The sequence below is a fragment of the Pseudomonas sp. MWU16-30322 genome, assembly GCF_020515535.1.
Taxonomy (GTDB): Bacteria; Pseudomonadota; Gammaproteobacteria; order Pseudomonadales; family Pseudomonadaceae; genus Aquipseudomonas; species Aquipseudomonas fluorescens_H.
In genome coordinates, this window is the sequence record NZ_JAIWYL010000011.1 from 64,497 (window position 1) to 87,284 (window position 22,788).

The 22,788-nt window shown below is 57.8% G+C and carries 23 protein-coding genes and 4 tRNA genes; 19 read left to right on the plus strand and 8 right to left on the minus strand.

Annotated features, from left to right (window positions below; genetic code table 11):
- Nucleotides 1-72: 72 nt before the first annotated feature.
- The gene (locus tag LCH64_RS22220) at nucleotides 73-267 is read right to left on the minus strand and encodes a hypothetical protein (protein WP_025108897.1); all 195 of its coding nucleotides are present in this window, start codon (nucleotides 265-267) and stop codon (nucleotides 73-75) included.
- A 229-nt stretch (nucleotides 268-496) separates the two neighbouring features.
- Entirely contained in the window at nucleotides 497-847 is a 351-nt protein-coding gene (locus tag LCH64_RS22225) for a hypothetical protein (RefSeq protein ID WP_007965394.1), read from the minus strand.
- A 256-nt stretch (nucleotides 848-1,103) separates the two neighbouring features.
- Here LCH64_RS22225 and LCH64_RS22230 point away from each other — a divergent pair, with 256 nt between their 5' ends.
- Both LCH64_RS22230 and LCH64_RS22235 read left to right on the plus strand, forming a co-directional pair.
- On the plus strand, nucleotides 1,104-1,922 hold the full coding sequence (locus tag LCH64_RS22230; protein ID WP_003223606.1) for a shikimate 5-dehydrogenase: 819 nt from the start codon (nucleotides 1,104-1,106) through the stop codon (nucleotides 1,920-1,922).
- A gap of 187 nt (nucleotides 1,923-2,109) precedes the next feature.
- Nucleotides 2,110-2,628: a cupin domain-containing protein gene (locus LCH64_RS22235; protein WP_226501268.1), complete on the plus strand. Its 519-nt coding sequence runs from the start codon at nucleotides 2,110-2,112 to the stop codon at nucleotides 2,626-2,628.
- Between the two features lie 116 nt (nucleotides 2,629-2,744).
- Here LCH64_RS22235 and LCH64_RS22240 read toward each other — a convergent pair whose 3' ends face one another.
- Nucleotides 2,745-3,389: a DUF480 domain-containing protein gene (locus tag LCH64_RS22240; RefSeq protein WP_226501269.1), complete on the minus strand. Its 645-nt coding sequence runs from the start codon at nucleotides 3,387-3,389 to the stop codon at nucleotides 2,745-2,747.
- Nucleotides 3,390-3,514: 125 nt separating this feature from the next.
- Here LCH64_RS22240 and LCH64_RS22245 point away from each other — a divergent pair, with 125 nt between their 5' ends.
- Nucleotides 3,515-4,024 carry a DUF1993 domain-containing protein gene (locus tag LCH64_RS22245; RefSeq protein WP_025108902.1) on the plus strand — a complete coding sequence of 170 codons (510 nt, stop codon included), beginning with the start codon at nucleotides 3,515-3,517 and terminating at the stop codon, nucleotides 4,022-4,024.
- A 150-nt stretch (nucleotides 4,025-4,174) separates the two neighbouring features.
- Here LCH64_RS22245 and sstT read toward each other — a convergent pair whose 3' ends face one another.
- Nucleotides 4,175-5,407, minus strand: coding sequence for a serine/threonine transporter SstT (gene sstT, locus LCH64_RS22250; RefSeq protein ID WP_226501270.1), 1,233 nt, complete (start codon nucleotides 5,405-5,407; stop codon nucleotides 4,175-4,177).
- Nucleotides 5,408-5,741: 334 nt separating this feature from the next.
- Between sstT and LCH64_RS22255 the strand changes: the two genes are divergently transcribed.
- On the plus strand, nucleotides 5,742-6,905 hold the full coding sequence (locus LCH64_RS22255; RefSeq protein ID WP_003223612.1) for an MFS transporter: 1,164 nt from the start codon (nucleotides 5,742-5,744) through the stop codon (nucleotides 6,903-6,905).
- Here the strand turns inward: LCH64_RS22255 and nhaR are convergent.
- The gene (gene nhaR, locus LCH64_RS22260) at nucleotides 6,900-7,799 is read right to left on the minus strand and encodes a transcriptional activator NhaR (protein WP_045122374.1); all 900 of its coding nucleotides are present in this window, start codon (nucleotides 7,797-7,799) and stop codon (nucleotides 6,900-6,902) included. The two genes, LCH64_RS22255 and nhaR, sit on opposite strands and share 6 nt — an antisense overlap.
- 229 nt (nucleotides 7,800-8,028) lie before the next feature.
- On the opposite strand from nhaR, the gene LCH64_RS22265 reads away from it, so the two are divergent.
- The gene (locus tag LCH64_RS22265; RefSeq protein ID WP_003223614.1) at nucleotides 8,029-8,271 is read left to right on the plus strand and encodes a hypothetical protein; all 243 of its coding nucleotides are present in this window, start codon (nucleotides 8,029-8,031) and stop codon (nucleotides 8,269-8,271) included.
- A 29-nt stretch (nucleotides 8,272-8,300) separates the two neighbouring features.
- The gene (locus LCH64_RS22270; RefSeq protein WP_103484112.1) at nucleotides 8,301-9,050 is read left to right on the plus strand and encodes a TerC family protein; all 750 of its coding nucleotides are present in this window, start codon (nucleotides 8,301-8,303) and stop codon (nucleotides 9,048-9,050) included.
- A gap of 72 nt (nucleotides 9,051-9,122) precedes the next feature.
- Here LCH64_RS22270 and LCH64_RS22275 read toward each other — a convergent pair whose 3' ends face one another.
- Nucleotides 9,123-9,314 (minus strand): hypothetical protein, encoded by a 192-nt coding sequence (locus tag LCH64_RS22275; RefSeq protein WP_045122375.1) that lies wholly within the window; start codon nucleotides 9,312-9,314, stop codon nucleotides 9,123-9,125.
- A 210-nt stretch (nucleotides 9,315-9,524) separates the two neighbouring features.
- Here LCH64_RS22275 and LCH64_RS22280 point away from each other — a divergent pair, with 210 nt between their 5' ends.
- From LCH64_RS22280 to LCH64_RS22290, 3 genes are all read left to right on the plus strand, one after another.
- Nucleotides 9,525-10,196 carry a peptidase C39 family protein gene (locus tag LCH64_RS22280; RefSeq protein ID WP_226501271.1) on the plus strand — a complete coding sequence of 224 codons (672 nt, stop codon included), beginning with the start codon at nucleotides 9,525-9,527 and terminating at the stop codon, nucleotides 10,194-10,196.
- Between the two features lie 89 nt (nucleotides 10,197-10,285).
- Nucleotides 10,286-10,492 carry a DUF6021 family protein gene (locus tag LCH64_RS22285; RefSeq protein WP_226501272.1) on the plus strand — a complete coding sequence of 69 codons (207 nt, stop codon included), beginning with the start codon at nucleotides 10,286-10,288 and terminating at the stop codon, nucleotides 10,490-10,492.
- Between the two features lie 12 nt (nucleotides 10,493-10,504).
- Nucleotides 10,505-10,699 (plus strand): hypothetical protein, encoded by a 195-nt coding sequence (locus LCH64_RS22290; RefSeq protein WP_003223623.1) that lies wholly within the window; start codon nucleotides 10,505-10,507, stop codon nucleotides 10,697-10,699.
- 151 nt (nucleotides 10,700-10,850) lie between these two features.
- Here the strand turns inward: LCH64_RS22290 and pbpG are convergent, their stop codons facing one another.
- Nucleotides 10,851-11,789: a D-alanyl-D-alanine endopeptidase gene (gene pbpG, locus LCH64_RS22295; protein ID WP_003223625.1), complete on the minus strand. Its 939-nt coding sequence runs from the start codon at nucleotides 11,787-11,789 to the stop codon at nucleotides 10,851-10,853.
- Between the two features lie 229 nt (nucleotides 11,790-12,018).
- A complete protein-coding gene (folD, locus tag LCH64_RS22300) occupies nucleotides 12,019-12,873 on the minus strand; it encodes a bifunctional methylenetetrahydrofolate dehydrogenase/methenyltetrahydrofolate cyclohydrolase FolD (RefSeq protein WP_003223627.1) in 855 nt (284 codons plus the stop codon).
- A 275-nt stretch (nucleotides 12,874-13,148) separates the two neighbouring features.
- Here folD and LCH64_RS22305 point away from each other — a divergent pair.
- From LCH64_RS22305 to LCH64_RS22350, 10 genes are all read left to right on the plus strand, one after another.
- Nucleotides 13,149-13,225 (plus strand) — tRNA-Arg (locus LCH64_RS22305).
- A 32-nt stretch (nucleotides 13,226-13,257) separates the two neighbouring features.
- Nucleotides 13,258-13,333 (plus strand) — tRNA-His (locus LCH64_RS22310).
- A gap of 58 nt (nucleotides 13,334-13,391) precedes the next feature.
- Nucleotides 13,392-13,476 (plus strand) — tRNA-Leu (locus tag LCH64_RS22315).
- Nucleotides 13,477-13,552: 76 nt separating this feature from the next.
- A tRNA-His gene (locus tag LCH64_RS22320) sits at nucleotides 13,553-13,628 on the plus strand.
- Between the two features lie 398 nt (nucleotides 13,629-14,026).
- Nucleotides 14,027-15,337, plus strand: coding sequence for a trigger factor (gene tig, locus LCH64_RS22325; RefSeq protein ID WP_003223629.1), 1,311 nt, complete (start codon nucleotides 14,027-14,029; stop codon nucleotides 15,335-15,337).
- Nucleotides 15,338-15,429: 92 nt separating this feature from the next.
- The gene (gene clpP, locus LCH64_RS22330) at nucleotides 15,430-16,065 is read left to right on the plus strand and encodes an ATP-dependent Clp endopeptidase proteolytic subunit ClpP (RefSeq protein WP_003223631.1); all 636 of its coding nucleotides are present in this window, start codon (nucleotides 15,430-15,432) and stop codon (nucleotides 16,063-16,065) included.
- 112 nt (nucleotides 16,066-16,177) lie between these two features.
- Entirely contained in the window at nucleotides 16,178-17,461 is a 1,284-nt protein-coding gene (gene clpX / locus LCH64_RS22335) for an ATP-dependent Clp protease ATP-binding subunit ClpX (protein ID WP_003223632.1), read from the plus strand.
- Nucleotides 17,462-17,623: 162 nt separating this feature from the next.
- Nucleotides 17,624-20,020, plus strand: coding sequence for an endopeptidase La (lon, locus tag LCH64_RS22340; protein ID WP_003223634.1), 2,397 nt, complete (start codon nucleotides 17,624-17,626; stop codon nucleotides 20,018-20,020).
- A gap of 147 nt (nucleotides 20,021-20,167) precedes the next feature.
- Entirely contained in the window at nucleotides 20,168-20,440 is a 273-nt protein-coding gene (locus LCH64_RS22345) for an HU family DNA-binding protein (protein WP_008077714.1), read from the plus strand.
- Between the two features lie 236 nt (nucleotides 20,441-20,676).
- Entirely contained in the window at nucleotides 20,677-22,548 is a 1,872-nt protein-coding gene (locus LCH64_RS22350) for a SurA N-terminal domain-containing protein (protein ID WP_226501273.1), read from the plus strand.
- Nucleotides 22,549-22,788 lie beyond the last annotated feature (240 nt).

Consider the following 22,788-nt stretch of genomic DNA (forward strand, 5'->3'; position numbering starts at 1 on the left):
CCTTAGGGATTCGCTGCGCTCAGGGACAATCAACGCTTTCGATAGTGGTCATTGATAACAGTGAGGGCTGTTTCAATCGACAACCTGGTCGAGCATGTGCACCACTTCGCGCTCATTGAGCAGGCCCTTGTGCACGAGATTCTCCGCCAGCAGCGAAAGAAACTTGGCGCAGCGGTGGCCTTCCAGGTGTTTCAGTTCAGTCAGCGCGCTGTACACCTTGCTTGAAGTGCACAGGCCGACGATGCGGTGCGGATTTTGAGTAGGCATGGGTCGTCCTTGTTTTTATCAACCTGTTGTTTACGGACGGATTCAGATTGCGGTTCCGTCATGACAAATGGATGACCGTTTTGTGTTTTGCCCCCGACGGTCAAGTCCATCATGCCGACTTTAGCTGCCGGGACTGTCCTCACAGCGACCTTGGCGAGATTTTTTCAGACTCTGCCCGACCGACGGTCATAAAAAAGCCCCGCTATAAAGCGAGGCTTGTTGGTTGCGATTACCAGCGCGGGCCACCGTAGTAGCCGTGTGGCCGGCCGTAGTAGCCGCGTGGTGGGCCGTAGTAGACCGGGCCAGGCACGTAGACCGGTTGTTGCACATAGACCGGCGCCGGCTGGTAGTAGACCGGTGGCGGAGGCTGTTGCACATAAACCGGTGCCGGTTGAGCGTAAACAGGCTGTTGCACGTAGACCGGCCGGTCCTGGTTGATCAAGGCGGAGCCGATGATGGCCGAGCCGACGATCGCACCAAACACTGCCGGACCCTGCCAGCCACCGCCGTGGGCTTCTGCCTGACCTGTGATAGCGAATGCACCAATCAACAAGGCCACGATGGGGAGTTTACGAATCATGATAATTCCTCGGTTCTTCGACCCGGCGTCCGGGCCTGCACCAGGCCCAAAGTTGTCGCGGGGATACTTCTATGACAGCGAAATTCTGAAAATCAGCACAGCCGCTGGGTAAATTTTGTGTAAGGTCTGTACCGGCTTCTTTACCGGTCGGTCAAAGGGGCTCGCAGCCCGTTGCAGACAGGTGCTTATGATCGTTCACAACACGATGGAATGGCTAACTCCGTCCATCCGAAAGTCGGTTTTCAGGAGAAGTTTCATGCAGATGAATCCCAACAAAGACACCCAGCTGTGCATGTCCCTGTCCGGGCGCCCCGGGAACTTCGGTCTGCGGTTTCATAACCATTTGTATGAGCAGTTGGGCCTGAACTTCTATTACAAGGCGTTCAGCAGTCAGGATCTGCCGGGGGCCGTTGGCGGGATTCGTGCGCTGGGGATTCGCGGTTGCGGTGTGTCGATGCCGTTCAAGGAGGCGTGCATTGCGCTGGTCGATGAACTGGATGCGTCGGCGGCGGCGATCCAGTCGATCAACACCATCGTCAACACCAACGGCCACCTCAAGGCCTACAACACCGACTACATCGCCATCGCGCAATTGCTGGAAACCCACGCGGTGCCGAAGGATTCGACGTTCGCCCTGCGCGGCAGCGGCGGCATGGCCAAAGCGGTGGCCAGTGCCTTGCGCGATGGTGGTTACAGGAATGGGTTGATCGTTGCGCGCAATGAGCGTGCCGGACGGGCGTTGGCGGATTCGCTGGGCTATCGCTGGCAGGCGGAGCTGGGCGAAGAGCGGCCGCAGATGCTGATCAACGTCACCCCGGTGGGCATGGACGGCGGGCCGGAGGCCGGGCAACTGGCGTTCGAGCCTGAAGTGATCCAGGCTGCCGAGACCGTGTTCGATGTGGTGGCGATTCCATCGGAGACACCGCTCATCGTGCGGGGTCGGGCCGAGGGTAAAAAGGTCATCACCGGGCTTGAGGTCATTGCGATCCAGGCGCTGGAGCAGTTTGTGCTGTACACGGGCGTGCGGCCGAGTGAGGAACAGTTTGCGGCGGCGGTGGCGTTTGCTCGCAGCTGATCATTGAGTTTTGCGCTGAGCCAGCGGGCCCCTTCGCGAGCAAGCCCGCTCCCACAGAGGAATGCATTTCAATGTGGGAGCGGGCTTGCTCGCGAAGACTGCGACTCGGTTGTGAGTCGGGTTGCCTATACTGCGGCCTCAGCAAGCCAAGACTTGCCCCTCACAAAAACCTGATCGAGGCGCCACCATGCATCCGCCCATCCTCAACCTGCACCAGGTCGAACTCGAACCCCTGCCCGAAGCCCTGGCCCCGGAAGGCGAAACCGCTGGCCGCTATCAACAACGCATGGCCCGCATTGGCCAGCATCTCGGCGCACAGAAGCTCGGTTATCGGCTCTATGCCCTGCCGCCGGGCATGCGCGGCAGTCCGTTTCACAGCCATCGGGTCAACGAAGAGATGTTCTACGTGGTAGCCGGGGAGGGCGAGGTGCGACTGGGGGCCGAGCGCTTTCCGATCCGCGCAGGCGACGTGATTGCCTGCCCGCCGGGCGGCCCGGAAACCGCGCATCAGATCATCAATACCAGCGACGCGGAGCTGCGTTACCTCGCGGTCAGCACCCAGCAGCAACCGGATATCTGTGAGTACCCGGACTCCAACAAATACGCGGTGATGGACGATTTCAAGGTTGATGCCGAGGGCAATACGTCAGGCTTTGTTGCCGTGGCGCGGCAGGCGGACGGGGTGGATTACTGGGAAGGGGAATAACCCGTAGATCTCATGTAGGAGTGAGCCTGCTCGCGATGGCGGTCTGTCAGGCAATGAAATTCTGAATGAACCAGCGCAATCGCGAGCAGGCTCACTCCTACAAGGTATTGTGGTGATTATTCGAGGCGCGCCAGACGTTCTTCCAGCGCTGCAATCCGCGCTTCCAGTTCTTCGATGCGCTCAACCGAAACACCGCCGCTAGAACGTTCCCCGGGATTCTGCCGCGCCGCCAATATCGCCTCGATATCCGCCGGATCGCCCAGCGCATGGGTGTAGCGGTCTTCACGCTGACCGGCCTGACGCGGAATCAACACCGCCAGCCCGCGCGCGATCAGGCGTTCAAGCTGATGCACCACCTGCTCGGCATCTTCGAAGTCATGCATGCGGCCGCTGCGGGTCAGCAGCTCATTTACCGTTTGCGGGCCACGCAGGAACATCAAACCGGTGAGAATCACTTGGGCCGGCACCAGCTCCAGTGCCTTGTCGAGCTTGTGCTCCCAGCGATCGGCGCGACTGCCCATGACCAGTTTGGCGTAACCGTGGCTTTCCAGCGCCCGCAGGCTCTGGCCAACCTGGCCTTGAGTCAGGCTCATCACCGGCTCGCGGCTGGTTTTCTGATTGCAGGCCAGCACCAGTGCATTGAGGGTCAGCGGGTAGGTTTCCGGGCTGGTGGCCTGTTTTTCGATCAACGAACCCAGAATGCGGATTTCCGTGGCGTTGAGCCGTGGTTCGTCGGTGGTGGTTTCAAGTTCGGTGGTCATCGCGCGTTCCCTCTGCAGTCGAAGGCGCCTAGCCTAATCCTTGGCTAACAAAAGGCAAGCCGTGTGGTCATCAAGCATGGCTATAATCGCCTCCACGTTCCACCCAGCCATCATACGAGACTGCCATGACCATTTCCCTGTACGCCGCATCCGTCCCGGTTTTTCAACAAATGCTCAACGCCCTGAGCGATGTCCTGAAAAAGGCAGAAGCCCACGCCACCGAGAAAAACATCGACCCGAACGCCTTCCTGCAAGCACGCCTGTACCCGGACATGTTCCCGCTGGTGCGTCAGGTGCAGATCGCCGTCGACTTCGCCAAGGGTGTTTCCTCGCGTCTGGCTGAAGTCGAAATCCCGAAATATGACGACACCGAAACCACCTTCGCCGAGCTTCAGGCGCTGATCGCCAAGGTCCTGGCTTACATCGGCGAGATCAAGCCGGAGCAGATCAACGGCAAGGAAGGTATCGAAATCGTGACCCGTCCGGGCACTCCGAAAGAGAAGCGCTTCAGCGGCCAGGCTTACCTGCTGAGCTACGGTTTGCCGCAGTTCTTCTTCCACGTCACCACCACCTACGCGCTGCTGCGTCACAACGGTGTTGAAGTGGGTAAACGCGATTTCATGGGCGCGTACTAAAACACCCAGCTACAAAAAAGCCCGCCAAGGTTTGCGCCTTGGCGGGCTTTTGTTTTTTGTAGGAGTGAGCCTGCTCGCGATAGCGGTGTGTCATACCGAGACGATGTGACTGACACACCGCTATCGCGAGCAGGCTCACTCCTACAGGGGTTATGCGGTGCGTTGGGCTTTCGCTTCTTCACCCAGGCAAGCAGCAGCGGTGAACAGCACATCGGTGGACGAATTCAGCGCAGTCTCCGCCGAGTCCTGCAGCACGCCAATGATGAAACCGACCGCCACCACCTGCATGGCAATCTCGCTCGGAATGCCGAACAGGCTGCACGCCAGCGGAATCAGCAGCAGCGAACCGCCGGCCACACCCGAGGCGCCACAGGCACAGATCGCCGCGACGACGCTAAGCAGGATCGCGGTCGGGATGTCCACAGCAATGCCCAGCGTGTGCACCGCCGCCAGGGTCAGCACGGTAATGGTGATCGCCGCGCCGGCCATGTTGATTGTCGCGCCCAGCGGGATCGATACCGAGTAGGTGTCTTCATGCAGGCCCAGACGCTTGCTCAGTTCCAGGTTGACCGGAATATTCGCCGCCGAGCTGCGGGTGAAGAAGGCGGTGATCCCGCTTTCGCGCAGGCACTTGAGGGTCAGCGGGTACGGGTTGCGACGCAGTTTCCAGAATACGATCAGCGGGTTCATCACCAGCGCCACGAACAGCATGCAGCCCAGCAACACGGCCAGCAGGTGCGCATAACCGATCAGCGCGCCGAAGCCAGAGGTGGCAAGGGTCGAGGCCACCAGACCGAAAATGCCCAGCGGCGCGAAACGAATCACCACGCGCACGATCAGCGTCACGCCGTTGGACAGATCGCCGAGCACTTCGCGGGTGGTGTCACCGGCGTGGCGAATGGCAACGCCCATGCCGATCGCCCAGGCCAGAATGCCGATGAAGTTGGCATTCATCAGGGCGCTGACCGGATTGTCGACCACGCTCAAAAGCAGACTTTGCAGCACCTCGGCGATGCCGCCTGGCGCGGTGACTGACACGTTGTCGGTGGACAGCACCAGATGCGAGGGGAATGCCATGCTGGCGACAACCGCGACTACGGCTGCGGCGAAGGTGCCGAGCAGGTACAGGAACAGGATCGGTCGAATGTGGGTTTCCTGACCATGCTTGTGATTGGCAATCGACGCCATCACCAGCACGAACACCAGAATCGGCGCCACGGCTTTCAGCGCCGAGACAAACACTTTGCCGATGAACGCCGAACCTTTCGCCGCTTCCGGAGCGAACAGCGCCAAGGCGATACCGGCAAGCAGGCCGATCAGGATCTGTGTGACCAGGCTGAGGTTTTTCAGGCGTTGCAGGAGAGAAGGGGATGAAGCAGTCATAACGGCATCTCTGTTTTTATACGGTTCAGGGTTGCGTGAAACCGGTGATACATCGGGGGCAGGTCACCGGCACGAAACGAAAGGGCTGACGCGACATCAACGCCATTAAACTGGTCGTTGATCAGGGTGTACGTTTTTCGGGGCGCGGACTTTATCACAGGGCAGGCGTTATCCTTCAGGCCTGTGACGATCTGCCACCGGATTGATCGGCAAGTCGGCAGGTTTGTGCAAGTCAGCCCGGAAACACTCTGTTAAGATTCGCCATCCTCATTTTCATAGTCTGCCAGCGGGCCTCTCGGTCATCGCTGGTGTCGTCGTTTTGCTGGAGTTGCTCATGCTGTTGCCCATTCTTCTGTTGTCCGCCGCCGGATTCACGGTGCTGACCACGGAATTCGTCATCGTCGGCCTGTTGCCGGCAATCGCCCGAGACCTGGCGGTGACCATTCCGCAGGCCGGTCTGCTGGTGACTTTATTCGCTTTCACCGTGGCGATGTTCGGTCCATTCTTGACCGCGTATTTCGCCCGCTTCGAGCGGCGCAAGCTGTTCATCACCATTCTGATCATGTTCGGCCTGGCCAACACGGTGGCGGCGCTGGCGCCGAACATCTGGGTCATGGCCATCGCCCGGTTGATTCCGGCGCTGGGGCTGCCGGTATTCTGGGCCTTGGCCAGTGAGACGGCGGTGGACATCGTCGGTCCGGATTACGCTGGCCGTGCGATTGCCAAGATCGGCTTTGGCATCGTTTGCGCGACGGTGTTCGGCATTCCGGTGGGCACGTTGATTTCCGATGCATTCGGCTGGCGCAGCGCGTTCGCGATTCTGGCGGTCATCGCTTTCGCCAAGGCTTTGTTGCTGTTTGTGTACCTGCCGAAAACCAGCCTGCACCAGCATCAGGTCAGCTTCGCCTCGCAGTTCAAGATCCTGCGCAACCCGCTGATGATCGGCCATGTTGTGTTGTCGATTCTGGTGTTCAGCGGCATGTTCACGGCCTACACCTATCTGGCCGACATTCTTGAACGGCTGGCCGGGTTCAACGGCACGGTGGTTGGCTGGTGCCTGATGGGCTTCGGTGCGGTTGGGCTGATCGGCAACTCGCTGGGCGGCCGCGCGGTGGATCGTCATCCGCTGGGCGCTTCGGTGCTGTTCTGCGCGTTCATGATTGCCGGCATGGTGTCGCTGGTGCCGAACATTCACTCGACGGTGGGACTGGCGGTGGCCATGGGCATCTGGGGCATCACTCAGGCTGCGCTGTTCCTGGTCAGCCATGTGCGTCTGATGAAAGCCGCGCCGCAGGCACCGGCGTTTGCCGCTTCGTTGAATATCGCCGGGGCCAATCTCGGGATCGGCCTGGGCGCGATGATCGGCGGTCGGGTGATCGACAGTGCCGGCCTCGGCTTTCTGGGGTTCGCCGCTGCCGGCTTCATTCTGTTGTCGGTGTTCCTCGCCATGGTATTGATGACGCTCAAGCCGCGCGAAGAGTGCGCGCAGGCTTCATAACGCCGTAAACAGCTCGCGTCGGGCACCTTCGGTAATCGCAACGATGCCGGGGTGCTTGACCTTGCGCTCCACCGAAATGGCATAGAACGACTCGGTCACCGCGTCGGTCTGGCCAATCACTTCGACGCCGTACTGGCGTCTGACTTCATCGGCAATCACGCTCGGACCGATGAAAATCCCGCTGCCCGATTGGCCGAAGGCCTGCATCAGGGCGCTGTCATCGAACTCCCCGACGATTCGCGGCTGGATCTGCTGCTCGGCGAACCAGCGCTGCAAACGGCTGCGCACCACGGTTTCCGCCCCGGGAATCAACAGCGGTGCGCCGTTGAGGTTGCGCGGAAAATCCTCCCCGTATTGCGCCGCAAGTTCTGCGGTGGCGAAGAAACTGATCCCGCATTCGCCAAGCTTCTGGCTGTAGCCCTTGATGTCGAGGTGCGACGGCATCGGGCTGTCGGAAATAACCAGGTCCAGACGCTGGATCGCCAGATCCGCCAGCAGGCGCTCGAGTTTGTCCTCGCGGCAGGTGATGCGCAACGGCTCGTTCAGCTCCATGGTCGGTGCGATCAGGCGATAGACGATGGATTTGGGCACCACATCCGCCACGCCGACGCGAAACAGGATCTGCTGTTCATTGGGCTGGGCGCGCAGCATCAATTCCAGCTCGCCGCCCAACTGGAACATCTGCTCGGCGTAGGGCAAGGCCTGACGTCCGGCCTCAGTCAGCTCAAGCTGCCGGCCGACCCGTTGAAACAGTTCAATGCCGTAGGTTTGTTCGAGCAGCGAAATCTGCCCGCTGATGGTTTGCGGCGTCAGGTTGAGTTGCTCGCAGGCACGCACGATGCTGCCGGTCTTGGCGACCACCCAGAAGTAATGCAGTTGTCGGTAATTCAGCATCCGCCGCGTCCCCCTTTGTAGAAGCTGCCGCAGGCTGCGATCTTTTGATCTTGCTTGAAAAAATCAAAGATCGCAGCCTGCGGCAGCTCCTACACTAATTGTCATAGTTCGTTAAAGACGAAGTATAGCCGCTAAAAATACGAATTTTCCTGAAGTGTTTGTCTCCCTAGAATGCCCAGCCATCGACGGGCGGTCTGTGACCCTGTCTGTTCATTCGAAGGAAAGCCTCATGAAATACACAATCCCTGCATTGATGTTTACGTCTTTACTACTTATGGCCGGTTGCGATCAGGCCGAGAAAAGCGCTCAGCAATTGATGGGCAAGGCTGCCGAAAGCGCCAAACAGGCAATCGACGATACGCACAAGGCTGCTGAACAGGCGCTCAGTGACGCCACCGGCGGCCTGATCGAGAACAAAGAAGCACCGGAAAAAGATGCGGAAAAATCCGAATCGTCCTCCAAGAACATCTAAACCGTCATACGAAGAGTCAGGACTGACCCATGGAATATCTGTTAGAACTCGCCGCCAGCCCCGCCGCCTGGGTTGCTTTGGCCACACTGGTGGTGATGGAGATCGTGCTCGGCATCGATAACCTGATCTTTATTTCGATCCTGACCAACAAATTGCCCGTGCAGCATCGGCAGAAGGCGCGTCGAATCGGTATCGGCATGGCGCTGATCCTGCGTCTGGCCCTGTTGAGCACCATCGCCTTCATTGTGCAGTTGACCGCCCCTGTGCTCGAAATCATGGGTCAGGCGTTCTCCTGGAAGGACATGATCCTGATTGCCGGTGGTCTGTTCCTGGTGTGGAAAGCCACAACCGAGATCCATCACAGCATGGACCCGGCGCCGGAAGACCCGAAAACCGCGACATCGACCGTGACCCTGGGCTTCGCTGCCGCGATCGGTCAGATCCTGATGCTGGACATGGTGTTCTCGATCGACAGCATCATTACCGCGGTGGGCATGACTGAACACCTGCCGATCATGGTAATCGCGGTGGTGGTGTCGGTGATGGTGATGCTGTTTGCGGCTGAGCCGCTGGCCAAGTTCATCAACGACAACCCGACGGTGGTGATGCTGGCGCTGGGCTTCCTGATCATGATCGGCATGACGCTGATTGCCGAAGGCTTCGGCGCCCACGTACCGAAAGGTTATGTGTATGCGGCGATGGCGTTCTCGGCAGCGATTGAAGTGCTGAACATGATGTCGCGCCGGGCGAAGCAGAGGAAACTGGCTGAGCAGGCGTAATCGCTGACCAGTCAAAAGCCCCCTGAACCTTTGAGTTCAGGGGGCTTTTTTATGGGGGAAGGTTTTCGGCTTTCAGTGCGCGGTCGCGTGGCGTGCGTTGTGCTTTTGCGGTTTCTCGACCGCCACAGGCGGCAGCGGATGATGGTGGCGCCGGGCGATGCGCAGCACGCCCCACAACATGGCGGTGGCCACAGCCAGCCAGCCGGCAATCAGCATTACGATAGTCATGGTCAGGCTCATCAGTGCCTCCTCTTTGCCCTGCATCGGGCACCCACTTTTTTCATTTCAGTCTTTTTCACTGACAGTCTAGTCATTGGCGTGTTTCAAGCTATTGACCAAAGGTCGGTGGTGACCAATCACTTTGCTCTATGTAAGCACTGCATCTGCCGTTTAAGGCTATACCGCTGACCTGTGTCGACCTATGATCGGGGCTTTGCCGGAACAAGATGACCGGCGTCTGAACAGAGAGCGATGATGGGCCAGGTATTTTCTCGAATTCGTGCGGCATTGCTGGTAGCCGGATGCGCGGCGGTGTTGGCAGGGTGTGCGGGCAGTGTGGCACCGCAGGTCAAGCGCTTGCCGGAGCGGGTAGAGCTCAGTGGTACGTTTTATCGCGGCGAGGCTAATCAGAGCGGGCCGCAGGTGTTGGCGAGCCTGTTGTCGCAGCAGGGCATCGTGATCACCCCGGGTTTGCTGGAAAAGCCGCTGCATCTGCCGGGCGCCGAAGACAAGTTGCAACAGAACCTGCAGAGCCTCGCGCGTGAATACGGGATGGTCGTGTACCCGCTGGACAGCAACCTGCCAGCCTTGCTGACCCAGGTCGCGGCCGGCTATCCGGTGATGGTGCGATTCAGCGAGGGTTCGGCCTTCTGGGCTGAACCGCGTTACGCAATCCTCTCCGGTTACGACCGACGCAAGCAGAAAGTATTGTTGCGCGCCGGCATGAACCATCGCGAATTGATGAGTTTCAGTTCCTTTGAGTCGGCGTTCGAGAAGTCGGGCGGCTGGGCGGTGCTGATCCAGAAACCGTCGCAGATTCCCGCCGATGTCGACCGTCAACGCTGGCTCAGGGCTGCGGACGAGCTGGCGCAGGCAGGGCAGGAGCGTGAAGCTGCGCAAGCGAAAAAGGCGCTGGCAGCACATTAAACTTCCGTTCGTCATCTGCCGGGCACCCTCACGCCCGGCACGCCTCTTAATGATAGAGCCCGAATTGGCGGGTGATTCAGGAGGCGAGCATGGCAGATTCCCCATCCCCCAAAGGCCCGCACTCGAGCGAGCATTCCTCTGGTCACGAGCTGGGCTTCGACCCGGATTCGCCGGACCTCGACGATCCGCAGGTCGATCCGGTTGGCCCCGCCAAGGCGCCGAAGGACGTGAAGTCCGGCGATGACAGCAAGCGCCCGGCCAAACCCTATGACCCGTTAGCCGATCTGAAACCTTGAAGTGAGGTGCGTATGAGTACCGATTCCAGTTTCGACGATAAACATCCGGACAGTGTGCCGACCACGCCCGAGGAAGAGCTGGACCCCGTGCTGGACCCTGACAGCCCGCTGCGTGATCCGCTGGCGCGGCCTAATGTGATGACGCCAGATCCGAGCGCTGGTGACGGCATTCCGGACGACGACAAAATGCCGTTACCCAATGATTGAATAACGGGTATTCAACAGCTGGCTGAATACCTCTGTGGCGAGGGAGCTTGCTCCCGCTGGACTGCGCAGCAGGCCTTTTCTTGTTAAAAAAGAAGGTCCGCTACGCGCCCCAGTGGGAGCAAGCTCCCTCGCCACAGTTGAGTGCGTCGTTTTACTTGGAGGCTTCGACCACGCCGCTCTGGCGACCCTTGAGGTTTTTCTCCGCCTTGTATTGTTGCGCCACCGCCGGCACGTTGGTACTCCTGCCGGTTTCCATCCAGCTGCGGATACGGCTGGCGTCGGCGAAGTGGGTGTACTTGCCGAACGCATCGAGAATCACCAGAGCGACCGGACGGTTGCTCATCCGCGTCACCAGCACCAGGCAATGGCCCGCCGGGTTGGTGAAGCCGGTTTTAGTGATCTTGATGTCCCAGTCGGCCTTGTTCACCAGATGGTCGGTGTTGCGAAAACCCAGGGTGTAATTGGGTTTGCGGAACGACACGGTTTTTTCCTTGGTGGTGGTCAACTCGCTGAGGATCGGATGCTTGCTCGCGGCCACCAACAGTTTGCTCAGGTCGCGGGCGGTGGAAACGTTGCGTTCCGACAAACCGGTCGGCTCGACATAGTGAGTGTTGGTCATACCCAGCGCTTTGGCCTTGGCATTCATTGCCGCGATGAACGCGGCATAGCCACCCGGATAATGATGGGCGAGGCTGGCGGCTGCGCGGTTTTCCGAGGACATCAGGGCAATCAGCAACATCTCGCGACGCGGCAGTTCGCTCTTGAGTTTGACTCGGGAGAACACGCCTTTCATTTCCGGCGTGTGGCTGATGTCGACGTCGATCCATTCGTCCATGTTCTGGTGCGCCTCGACCACTACCAGGCCAGTCATCAACTTGCTCACCGAAGCGATCGGCACGATCACATCCGGGTTGCTCGAATAGATGACTTTATTGGTCTGCAAATCCATAAGCAGGGCGCTGCCGGAGGCGATCTTCAGTTGCGAAGCGTCGCGCGGCGCGGCGGTGGTTTCAGCGGCGTTGACGGTTGGCGTGACGAATGTGCCTGAAAAAGCGAAAAACAGGCTCAGGATCGAAAGACGAATTTTCACGCGGGCGAACTCATAAAGGTTGGATATTCCGTTATTTTGTAACGGGTTATTTCTTAGAAACGGCGCATTTTAGGAGTATGGCTGAAGAACTGTCGATGGTTGTTTGAATGACCTGAAAATCTCGTGAAAAGGCCTGTGAAAAGAGGGGTTTCCGTCGAACGGTTAGAGTTTTTTCTCAGGAACAAAAAACCCCGCACGCGGCGGGGTTCCTGTTTTGCGAAAAAACGACTCAGGCGTGCAGGGTTTCTGCCGCGTAGAGGGTATTTTCCAGCAGGCAGGCGCGGGTCATCGGGCCAACGCCGCCCGGTACCGGAGTAATCCAGCCGGCGCGGGGCAGGGCGGTTTCGTACACCACGTCACCGACCAGCTTGCCGTCGTCCTGACGGTTGATGCCGACGTCGATCACGATCGCGCCCTCCTTGATCCACTCGCCCTTGACCAGACCTGGCTTGCCGGCGGCCACCACTACCAGATCGGCACGACCAACGTGGCCGGCCAGATCCTTGGTGAAGCGGTGCGTGACGGTCACGGTGCAACCGGCCAGCAGCAGTTCCATCGCCATCGGGCGACCGACGATGTTGGACGCGCCAACCACCACCGCATCCAGACCATAAAGGTCAACGCCGGTGCTTTCCAGCAAGGTCATGATGCCTTTCGGAGTGCACGGGCGCAGCAGCGGAATGCGTTGGGCCAGGCGGCCGACGTTATAAGGATGGAAACCATCGACGTCTTTGTCCGGGCGGATGCGCTCCAGCAGTTTGGAGGCATCCAGGTGCTCCGGCAGCGGCAATTGCAGCAATACGCCGTCGATGGCCGGGTCGTCGTTGAGGCGATCGATCAGATCGGTCAGCGCTTCTTGAGTGGTTTCGGAAGGCAGGTCGTAGGCTTGAGAGAGGAAGCCGACCTCTTCACAGTCTTTACGCTTGTGCGAGACATAAACCTGAGAGGCAGGATCGCTGCCGACCAGGATCACCGCGAGGCCGGGAGTGCGCAGGCCTTGCTGGCGACGCTCGGCAACTCGTTGGGCGATCTGCTGGCGCAGGCTGGCGGCGATCGATTTGCCGTCGATTAGTTGTGCAGTCATTGCGCGTGATTAACCATCGAGAGGGGAAAAAAAGAGAGCGCATTCTCGCATGTCAGGCGGTGAGGGCAAAGGCGCTTGGTCAGCAAATTCCCCTAACTCCTTTAATTAAATGAATTTTTTTCAAAAAAGATTTGACGACCTAAAGGTCGCTCTATACTATTCGTCGCACTTGTCGGGCACAGCCTAGCACTGGTTAAGAAGGTCGAGCGGAATTACGATTCTGTGAAGCTGGAAAGCACTTAGTTTGTAGTCCTCCAAGGGTACAGATTAACAAGGCGCCCGTAGCTCAGCTGGATAGAGCATCCGCCTTCTAAGCGGATGGTCGCAGGTTCGAGTCCTGCCGGGTGCGCCATTAGGCAGCTTTGGCACAAGTAACGCGATATGGTGGGCGTAGCTCAGTTGGTAGAGCACGGGATTGTGACTCCCGTTGTCGTGGGTTCGATCCCCATCGTCCACCCCATATTTCGAAAGGCGCCAGATGTAACAGTCTGGCGCCTTTGCTTTAAAAAGCTTCATCTGCGGATGTGGTGGAATTGGTAGACACACTGGATTTAGGTTCCAGCGCCGCGAGGCGTAAGAGTTCGAGTCTCTTCATCCGCACCAATTAAAGCTTCATTCATGCCGCAGGCCTGATGAAGTTCAGCAAAGAAGTTGAATGGCTTTTTTGTGACGCAATATGGTGGGCGTAGCTCAGTTGGTAGAGCACGGGATTGTGACTCCCGTTGTCGTGGGTTCGATCCCCATCGTCCACCCCATATTTCGAAAGGCGCCAGATTTAACAGTCTGGCGCCTTTTTTGTTTTACGGCTTGTGGTTTGTTGCGCTGGGTTTCGGCTCGAAGGGCAAGGCGTTTCGTCGTGTTCATGGGCTTGCGGCCAGCGTGCCGACCACCGGCCATGTTCGCTGGATCGGCCGTCAGGGAGATGGCTCGCGGTCTCTTCTATATATAGAAGCGGTTGAAGCAGAGCCCTGGCGTGATGGTCTTTATTCATCTTCGGGGTGGAGTGCATTGATGCATTCACACCTATAAATGGCCTGCTGTTTTTTTACCCGTTTTCAGTAGGGTGACTTCTTGAGTTTGACCCACTAGAATGCATGCCCTTGATTCTGGGGTCGGAAACGGCCGGCTAACGTCTGTGCAACGAGGAATATCCATGCAAGTTTCTGTTGAAAATACTACTGCTCTTGAGCGCCGCATGAGCGTCACCGTGCCGGCTGAGCGCATTGAGAGCCAGGTCAACAAGCGTCTGCAGCAGACTGCCCAAAAGGCCAAGATTGCTGGCTTCCGTCCAGGCAAAGTGCCAATGAGCGAAATCAAGCGCCGTTTCGGTGCTGACGCTCGTCAGGAAGCTGTTGGTGATGTCATCCAGTCCTCCTTCTACGAAGCTGTGGTTGAGCAGAAGCTGAACCCTGCCGGTTCGCCTTCGATCGAGCCTAAGTCGCTGGAAGCTGGCAAGGACCTGGAATACGTAGCCGTATTCGAAGTGTTCCCTGAGTTCACCGTTGCCGGTTTCGACGGCATCACTGTCGAGCGCCTGAGCGCTGAAGTGGCTGACGCTGATCTGGACAAAATGCTGGACATCCTGCGCAAGCAGAACACCCGTTTCGAAGTGGCCGATCGTGCCGCTCAGAACGAAGACCAGCTGAACATCGATTTCGTTGGCAAGGTTGACGGCGAAGCATTCGCTGGCGGCTCGGCCAAAGGTACTCAGCTGGTGCTGGGTTCCGGTCGCATGATCCCGGGCTTCGAAGAAGGCCTGGTTGGCGCTAAAGCGGGCGAAGAGCGCGTTCTGAACCTGACCTTCCCAGAGGACTATCAGAACCTGGACCTGGCTGGCAAAACCGCCGAGTTCACCGTGACTGTAAACACCGTTTCCGAGCCAAAGCTGCCAGAGCTGAACGAAGAGTTCTTCGCTCAATTCGGCATCAAGGAAACCGGTCTGGAAGGCTTCCGCACCGAAGTTCGCAAGAACATGGAGCGTGAGCTGCGTCAGGCTATCAAGTCCAAGGTAAAAAATCAGGTTATGGACGGTCTGCTGGCCACCAACCCGATCGAAGTGCCTAAGGCTCTGCTGTCCAACGAAGTTGACCGTCTGCGCGTGCAGGCTGTTCAGCAGTTCGGTGGCAACATCAAGCCTGACCAACTGCCGGCCGAGCTGTTCGAAGAGCAAGCCAAGCGCCGCGTAGTGCTGGGTCTGATCGTGGCTGAAGTGGTCAAGCAATTCGACCTGAAGCCTGACGAAGCCCGCGTTCGCGAAATGATCCAGGAAATGGCTTCTGCTTACCAGGAACCTGAGCAGGTTGTGTCCTGGTACTACAAGAACGAGCAGCAACTGAACGAAGTCCGTTCGGTTGTGCTGGAAGAACAAGTTGTGGATACTGTTCTGCAGAAAGCTAGCGTGACCGACAAATCGGTCTCTTACGAAGAAGCGGTCAAGCCGGTAGAAGCTCCAAAAGCCGACTGATTGTTTTTGCGTTAAGAAGTACACACATAAGCCAGCCTTCGAGCTGGCTTATGCGTATTCAAGACATAACTATTTGGGAGTGACTGCAGAGCATGTTCCGTAATTCGTATATTCAGCAGAACTCTGATATCCAGGCCGCCGGCGGCCTGGTCCCGATGGTTGTCGAGCAATCTGCTCGTGGCGAGCGCGCCTATGACATCTACTCGCGCCTTCTGAAGGAGCGTGTAATCTTTCTGGTGGGTCCTGTAGAGGACTACATGGCCAACCTGATCTGTGCGCAATTGCTGTTCCTTGAAGCGGAAAACCCGGACAAGGACATCCATCTCTATATCAACTCCCCGGGCGGTTCGGTGACAGCGGGCATGTCGATCTACGACACCATGCAGTTCATCAAGCCAAACGTATCGACGACCTGCATTGGTCAGGCGTGCAGCATGGGTGCATTCCTGCTGACGGCCGGTGCTCCTGGCAAGCGTTTCTGCCTGCCGAACTCGCGTGTGATGATTCACCAGCCACTGGGCGGTTTCCAGGGTCAGGCTTCGGATATCGAAATTCATGCCAAGGAAATCCTCTTCATTCGCGAGCGTCTGAACACGCTGATGGCCAAGCACAGCGGTCGTACCCTTGAAGAAATCGAGCGCGACACCAATCGCGACAACTTCATGAGTGCAGAAGCTGCGAAGGAATACGGCCTGATCGACGAAGTCATCAGCCAGCGTCCTGCGTAAAATAAGCAGCTCAAAATAAGGTTGGTCGGCAGGTCCGACCACCAGCGGGCTTGAAAAAGCCCGCAATAGCCTTCATCTTGTGTTGCAAGCCTATCGGATTTGGATCGAACGAATGACTGACACCCGCAACGGCGAGGACAACGGCAAGCTGCTCTATTGCTCCTTCTGTGGCAAAAGCCAGCATGAAGTACGCAAATTGATTGCCGGCCCCTCGGTCTTTATCTGCGACGAGTGCGTCGACCTGTGCAATGACATCATCCGTGAGGAGGTGCAGGAAGCCCAGGCCGAAAGCAGCGCGCATAAATTGCCTTCGCCTAAAGAAATCAGCGGCATCCTTGATCAGTATGTAATCGGTCAGGAGCGTGCGAAAAAGGTTCTGGCCGTAGCGGTGTACAACCACTACAAGCGCCTGAATCAGCGTGACAAGAAGGCTGACGACGTCGAACTCGGCAAGAGCAACATCCTGCTGATCGGCCCGACAGGCTCCGGTAAAACCCTGCTGGCCGAAACACTGGCCCGCCTGCTGAACGTTCCGTTCACCATCGCTGACGCAACCACCCTCACCGAGGCCGGTTACGTAGGTGAAGATGTCGAGAACATCATTCAGAAATTGCTGCAAAAGTGCGATTACGACGTGGAAAAGGCCCAGATGGGCATTGTCTACATCGACGAAATCGACAAGATTTCCCGCAAGTCCGACAACCCGTCGATCACCCGCGATGTTTCCGGTGAAGGCGTGCAGCAGGCCTTGCTCAAGTTGATCGAAGGCACGGTCGCTTCCGTTCCGCCGCAAGGTGGCCGCAAGCATCCGCAGCAGGAATTCCTGCAGGTCGACACCCGTAACATCCTGTTCATCTGTGGTGGTGCGTTCTCCGGTCTGGAAAAGGTTATTCAAAACCGTTCCACCAAGGGCGGCATCGGTTTCAACGCAGAAGTGCGCAGCAAGGAAGAAGGCAAGAAAGTCGGTGAATCCCTGCGTGAAGTCGAGCCTGACGATCTGGTCAAGTTCGGTCTGATCCCGGAATTCGTCGGTCGTCTGCCGGTGCTAGCGACGCTGGACGAGCTCGACGAGGCTGCGCTGATGCAAATCCTCACCGAGCCGAAAAATGCTCTGACCAAACAGTATGCCAAGCTGTTCGAGATGGAAGGCGTGGATCTGGAGTTCCGGACCGACGCCCTGAAATCGGTCGCCAAGCGTGCCCTGGAACGTAAAACCGGTGCTCGTGGCCTGCGCTCGATTCTCGAAGGTGTGCTGCTCGACACGATGTACGAAATCCCCTCGCAGTCCGAGGTGAGCAAAGTCGTCATCGATGAAAGCGTGATTGAAGGCAAGTCCAAGCCACTGTATATCTACGAAAACAGTGAGCCGACGGCCAAGGCAGCGCCGGACGCGTAAGCGTCCACACTGCCGGAACACAGAAGGGGCCTTCGGGCCTCTTTTTTTTATGTCGTTTTTTACATCCGCTTAGCGCTTGTTTTTTTTCAAGGCAGCCCCCATCTTGGTTTCAAGCTTAATTCCATCTGATTACGGCCATATGGCCGCCGTAGAGGCGAAATCATGAAGACAACCATCGAATTGCCTCTCCTGCCATTGCGCGATGTCGTGGTTTATCCGCACATGGTTATCCCGCTGTTCGTGGGGCGCGAGAAATCCATCGAAGCCCTCGAGGCCGCGATGACGGGCGACAAGCAGATCCTGCTGCTGGCCCAGAGAAACCCGGCTGACGATGATCCCGGTGAAGACGCTCTCTATCGCGTAGGTACGATTGCTACTGTGCTGCAGCTGCTGAAGCTGCCGGATGGCACGGTCAAGGTTCTGGTCGAAGGTGAGCAGCGCGGCGCTGTAGAGCGCTTCAGCGAAGTCGACGGGCATTGCCGCGCCGAGGTCTCGCTGATCGATGAAGTTGATGCCGCCGAGCGCGAATCCGAAGTGTTCGTGCGCAGCCTGCTGTCGCAGTTCGAACAATATGTGCAGTTGGGCAAGAAAGTCCCGGCTGAAGTCCTGTCGTCGCTCAACAGCATCGATGAGCCTGGCCGTCTGGTCGACACCATGGCCGCGCACATGGCGCTGAAAATCGAGCAGAAGCAGGAAATTCTCGAAATCATTGATCTGTCGGCCCGGGTCGAGCACGTGCTCGCGTTGCTGGATGCCGAGATCGATTTGCTGCAAGTCGAAAAACGCATTCGCGGCCGCGTCAAAAAGCAAATGGAGCGCAGCCAGCGCGAGTACTACCTGAATGAGCAGATGAAGGCCATTCAGAAAGAGCTCGGCGACGGTGACGAAGGTCACAACGAAATCGAAGAGCTGAAAAAGCGCATCGACGCTGCCGGATTGCCAAAAGATGCCCTGGCCAAGGCCACCGCCGAGCTGAACAAACTCAAGCAGATGTCGCCGATGTCCGCTGAAGCCACCGTGGTGCGCTCCTACATCGACTGGCTGGTGCAGGTGCCATGGAAGGCACAGAGCAAGGTGCGCCTCGACCTGGCACGTGCTGAAGACATTCTCGACGCCGATCACTATGGCCTTGAAGAGGTCAAGGAACGCATCCTTGAATACCTCGCCGTGCAGAAGCGCGTGAAGAAGATTCGTGGCCCGGTGTTGTGCTTGGTCGGTCCTCCTGGCGTGGGTAAAACCTCGCTGGCGGAGTCGATTGCGCACGCCACCAACCGTAAATTCGTGCGCATGGCCCTTGGTGGCGTGCGTGACGAGGCGGAAATTCGTGGTCACCGCCGGACCTACATCGGTTCGATGCCGGGAAGATTGATTCAAAAGATGACAAAAGTGGGTGTGCGCAACCCGCTGTTCCTGCTCGATGAAATCGACAAAATGGGCAGCGACATGCGTGGCGACCCGGCGTCGGCGTTGCTGGAAGTGCTCGATCCGGAGCAGAACCACAACTTCAACGATCACTATCTGGAAGTCGATTACGACCTGTCCGATGTGATGTTCCTGTGCACCTCGAACTCGATGAACATCCCGCCGGCACTGCTGGACCGGATGGAAGTCATTCGCCTGCCGGGCTACACCGAAGACGAAAAGATCAATATCGCCGTCAAGTACCTGTCGCCGAAGCAGATTGCCGCCAACGGTCTGAAGAAGGGCGAGCTGGAATTCGACGAAGAAGCGATTCGCGACATCATCCGTTACTACACCCGCGAAGCCGGTGTGCGTGGCCTCGAACGTCAGATCGCCAAGGTCTGCCGCAAGGCCGTCAAAGAGCACGCGCTGGAAAAACGCTTCTCGGTAAAAGTGACAGCTGATCTGCTGGAGCATTTCCTCGGCGTGCGCAAATTCCGTTACGGTCTGGCAGAGCAACAGGATCAGATCGGTCAGGTAACTGGCCTGGCGTGGACGCAGGTGGGCGGCGAACTGCTGACCATCGAAGCGGCTGTGGTGCCGGGTAAAGGTCAATTGATCAAGACCGGTTCGCTGGGCGATGTAATGGTCGAATCGATCACTGCCGCGCTGACTGTTGTACGCAGCCGTGCCAAGAGTCTGGGCATTCCTCTGGACTTCCACGAGAAGCGCGACACCCACATTCACATGCCGGAAGGGGCGACCCCGAAGGATGGCCCTAGCGCTGGTGTGGGCATGTGCACGGCACTGGTGTCGGCATTGACCGGGATCCCGGTACGCGCCGATGTCGCCATGACCGGCGAAATCACTCTGCGTGGTCAAGTGCTGGCAATTGGTGGTCTGAAGGAAAAACTGCTCGCGGCTCATCGCGGCGGAATCAAGATTGTGATTATTCCGGAAGAGAACGTGCGCGATCTGAAGGAGATTCCTGACAATATCAAGCAGGATCTGCAGATTAAACCGGTTAAATGGATTGACGAGGTCCTGCAAATTGCGCTGCAATACGCGCCGGAGCCCTTGCCGGATGTGGCTCCGGAGATAGTTTCCAAGGACGAAAAACGTGAGTCTGATTCAAAGGAAAGAATTAGCACGCATTAATCCGTTTTTGCCTGGGGGGCTTCCTTGACAGCTTTTTAGAGCCCTTGTTATAAAGCGGCTCTTAAGTGTCTGTAGGCCATTCAGCACTGTTTTTGCTTTCACCAAAAAACTTAGAATCATCTCAAAATAGATATAAGGGGACTTAGAGTGAACAAGTCGGAACTGATTGATGCTATCGCTGCATCCGCTGATATCCCGAAAGCTGCTGCTGGCCGTGCGCTGGACGCTGTAATCGAATCCGTCACTGGCGCTCTCAAGGCTGGCGACTCCGTTGTTCTGGTTGGTTTCGGCACTTTCTCCGTGACTGATCGTCCAGCTCGCGTTGGTCGTAACCCACAGACCGGCAAGACGCTGCAAATTGCTGCTGCTAAAAAGCCAGGTTTCAAAGCCGGTAAAGCACTGAAAGAAGCTGTCAACTAAGTTAGTTTGTTTCAGGTTTTTACCCATCCGGGTCGGGGTCAAGCCTGACTTGGCAGCGGAGCGGTAGAGCAGGTCGCTGGAACAGCCGCCTGTTACGCCGGGATCGAGGGTTCGAGCCCTGTCCGCTCCGCCAGTTACGAGAAGGCGCATCCTCGGATGCGCCTTTCTTCTATCCGGATTCTACCCACGCTCCACGGTTGCCTAATTTTTGAAGTTCAACCGTTTCTGGGGGACGCATGCTGCAGAATATCAGGGACAATTCACAAGGCTGGATTGCCAAGACCATTATCGGGGTCATCGTTGCACTGATGGCTTTGACCGGTTTCGATGCCATTTTCAAGGCCACTACGCACTCCAACGATGCGGCCAAGGTCAATGGTGAAGAAATCAGCCAGAACGAGCTGAGCCAGGCCGTTGACATGCAACGTCGCCAGTTGATGCAACAGCTGGGCAAGGACTTCGATGCTTCCTTGCTTGACGAAAAAATGCTCCGCGAGTCGGCCCTCAAGGGGCTGATCGATCGCAAGCTGTTGCTGCAAGGCGCAGAACAATCGAAATTCGCTTTCTCCGAAGGCGCACTGGATCAGGTGATCCTGCAGACCCCTGAATTCCAGGTGGACGGCAAGTTCAGCTCCGAGCGCTTCGACCAGGTGATCCGTCAACTGGGCTACTCCCGTATGCAATTCCGCCAGATGCTGGCTCAGGAAATGCTGATTGGTCAGTTGCGCGCCGGTGTTGCCGGCAGCGGCTTCGTCACCGACGCCGAAGTGCTGGCATTCGCCCGTCTGGAAAAACAGACCCGCGACTTCGCTTCGCTGAACGTCAAGGCCGATCCGGCCGCAGTCAAGTTGACCGACGATGAGGTCAAGGCCTACTACGACGAGCACGCCAAGGAGTTCATGACCCCTGAGCAGGTGGTTGTCGACTACGTCGAGCTGAAGAAGTCCTCGTTCTTTGACCAGGTTGCGGTCAAGGACGAAGACCTGCAGGCGGCGTATCAGAAAGAGATCGCCAACCTGTCGGAGCAGCGTCGTGCGGCGCATATCCTGATCGAAGTCAACGACAAGACGACCGACGCTCAGGCCAAGGCGAAGATCGAAGAAGTCCAGGCGCGTCTGGCCAAGGGCGAGAAATTCGAAGCGCTGGCCAAGGAGTTCTCGCAGGACCCGGGTTCGGCCAACAATGGCGGTGACCTCGGTTTCGCAGGTCCTGGCGTCTATGACCCAGCCTTCGAAAAAGCCCTGTACTCGTTGAACAAGGACCAGGTGTCCGAGCCGGTGCGTACCGATTTCGGTTACCACCTGATCAAGCTGCTGGGTGTTGAAGCGCCGGAAGTCCCGACCCTGGCCAGCCTGAAAGACAAGCTGACCCGCGAGCTGAAGACCCAACAGGTCGAGCAGCGTTTCGTCGAGGCGACCAAGCAACTGGAAGACTCGGCGTTCGAAGCGTCTGACCTGGCCCAGCCTGCGGCCGACCTGAAACTGACCGTGCACACCTCCAAACCGTTCGGCCGCGAAGGTGGCGAAGGCATCGCGGCCAACCGTGCTGTGGTGGCCGCTGCATTCAGCCAGGAAGTGCTGGAAGAAAATGCCAACAGCACCGGCATTGAGCTGGATCCAGAAACCGTGGTCGTGCTGCGCGCCAAGGAGCACCTGAAGCCTGAGCAACTGCCGCTGGAAGCTGTCAACACTGCTATTCGTGCCCAACTGACCAAAGAGCATGCCAGCGCTGCGGCCAAGACCAAGGCTGAACAGTTGATCGCCAGTCTGCGTGATGGCAAGACTCCGCTGGACAAGGCGGTTGATGGCCAGAACTGGAAGGTTGTGACGGCGGCGACCCGTGCTCAGGAAGGCATTGATCCGACTGTGCTGCAGGCGTTGTTCCGCATGCCGAAACCGGCGGCCAAGGACAAACCGACGTTCACCAGCGTGACCTTGCAGGACGGCAGTCTGATGATTGTGCGTCTGAATGGTGTCAACGAGGCGGTGGCGCCGACTGAAGAAGAGAAGGCTCAGTACCGTCGCTTCCTCGCGTCGCGTGAAGGTCAGCAGGACTTTGCGGCGTTCCGTAAGCAGTTGGAAAGCCAGGCTGATATCAAGCGGTATTGATGTTTGACTGAGTGGTAACAGGAAAGCCCTGACCTTATGGTTGGGGTTTTTTTTGGACTTTGGTTTTTGGGCTTGGCGGCCTTTGGGCCGACCATGTTCTTGTGGATTGGGTGAATATCCGGTTCTTCGGGTGTTGCGGCTGGCGGTTTCGCCCTTACGGCGAGTCACTTTGGCAAACGCCCCAAAGTAACCAAAAGTCTGGGCCCCGGCGTTCGGCCCTCGCTTAGGCTCGGGTTCCTT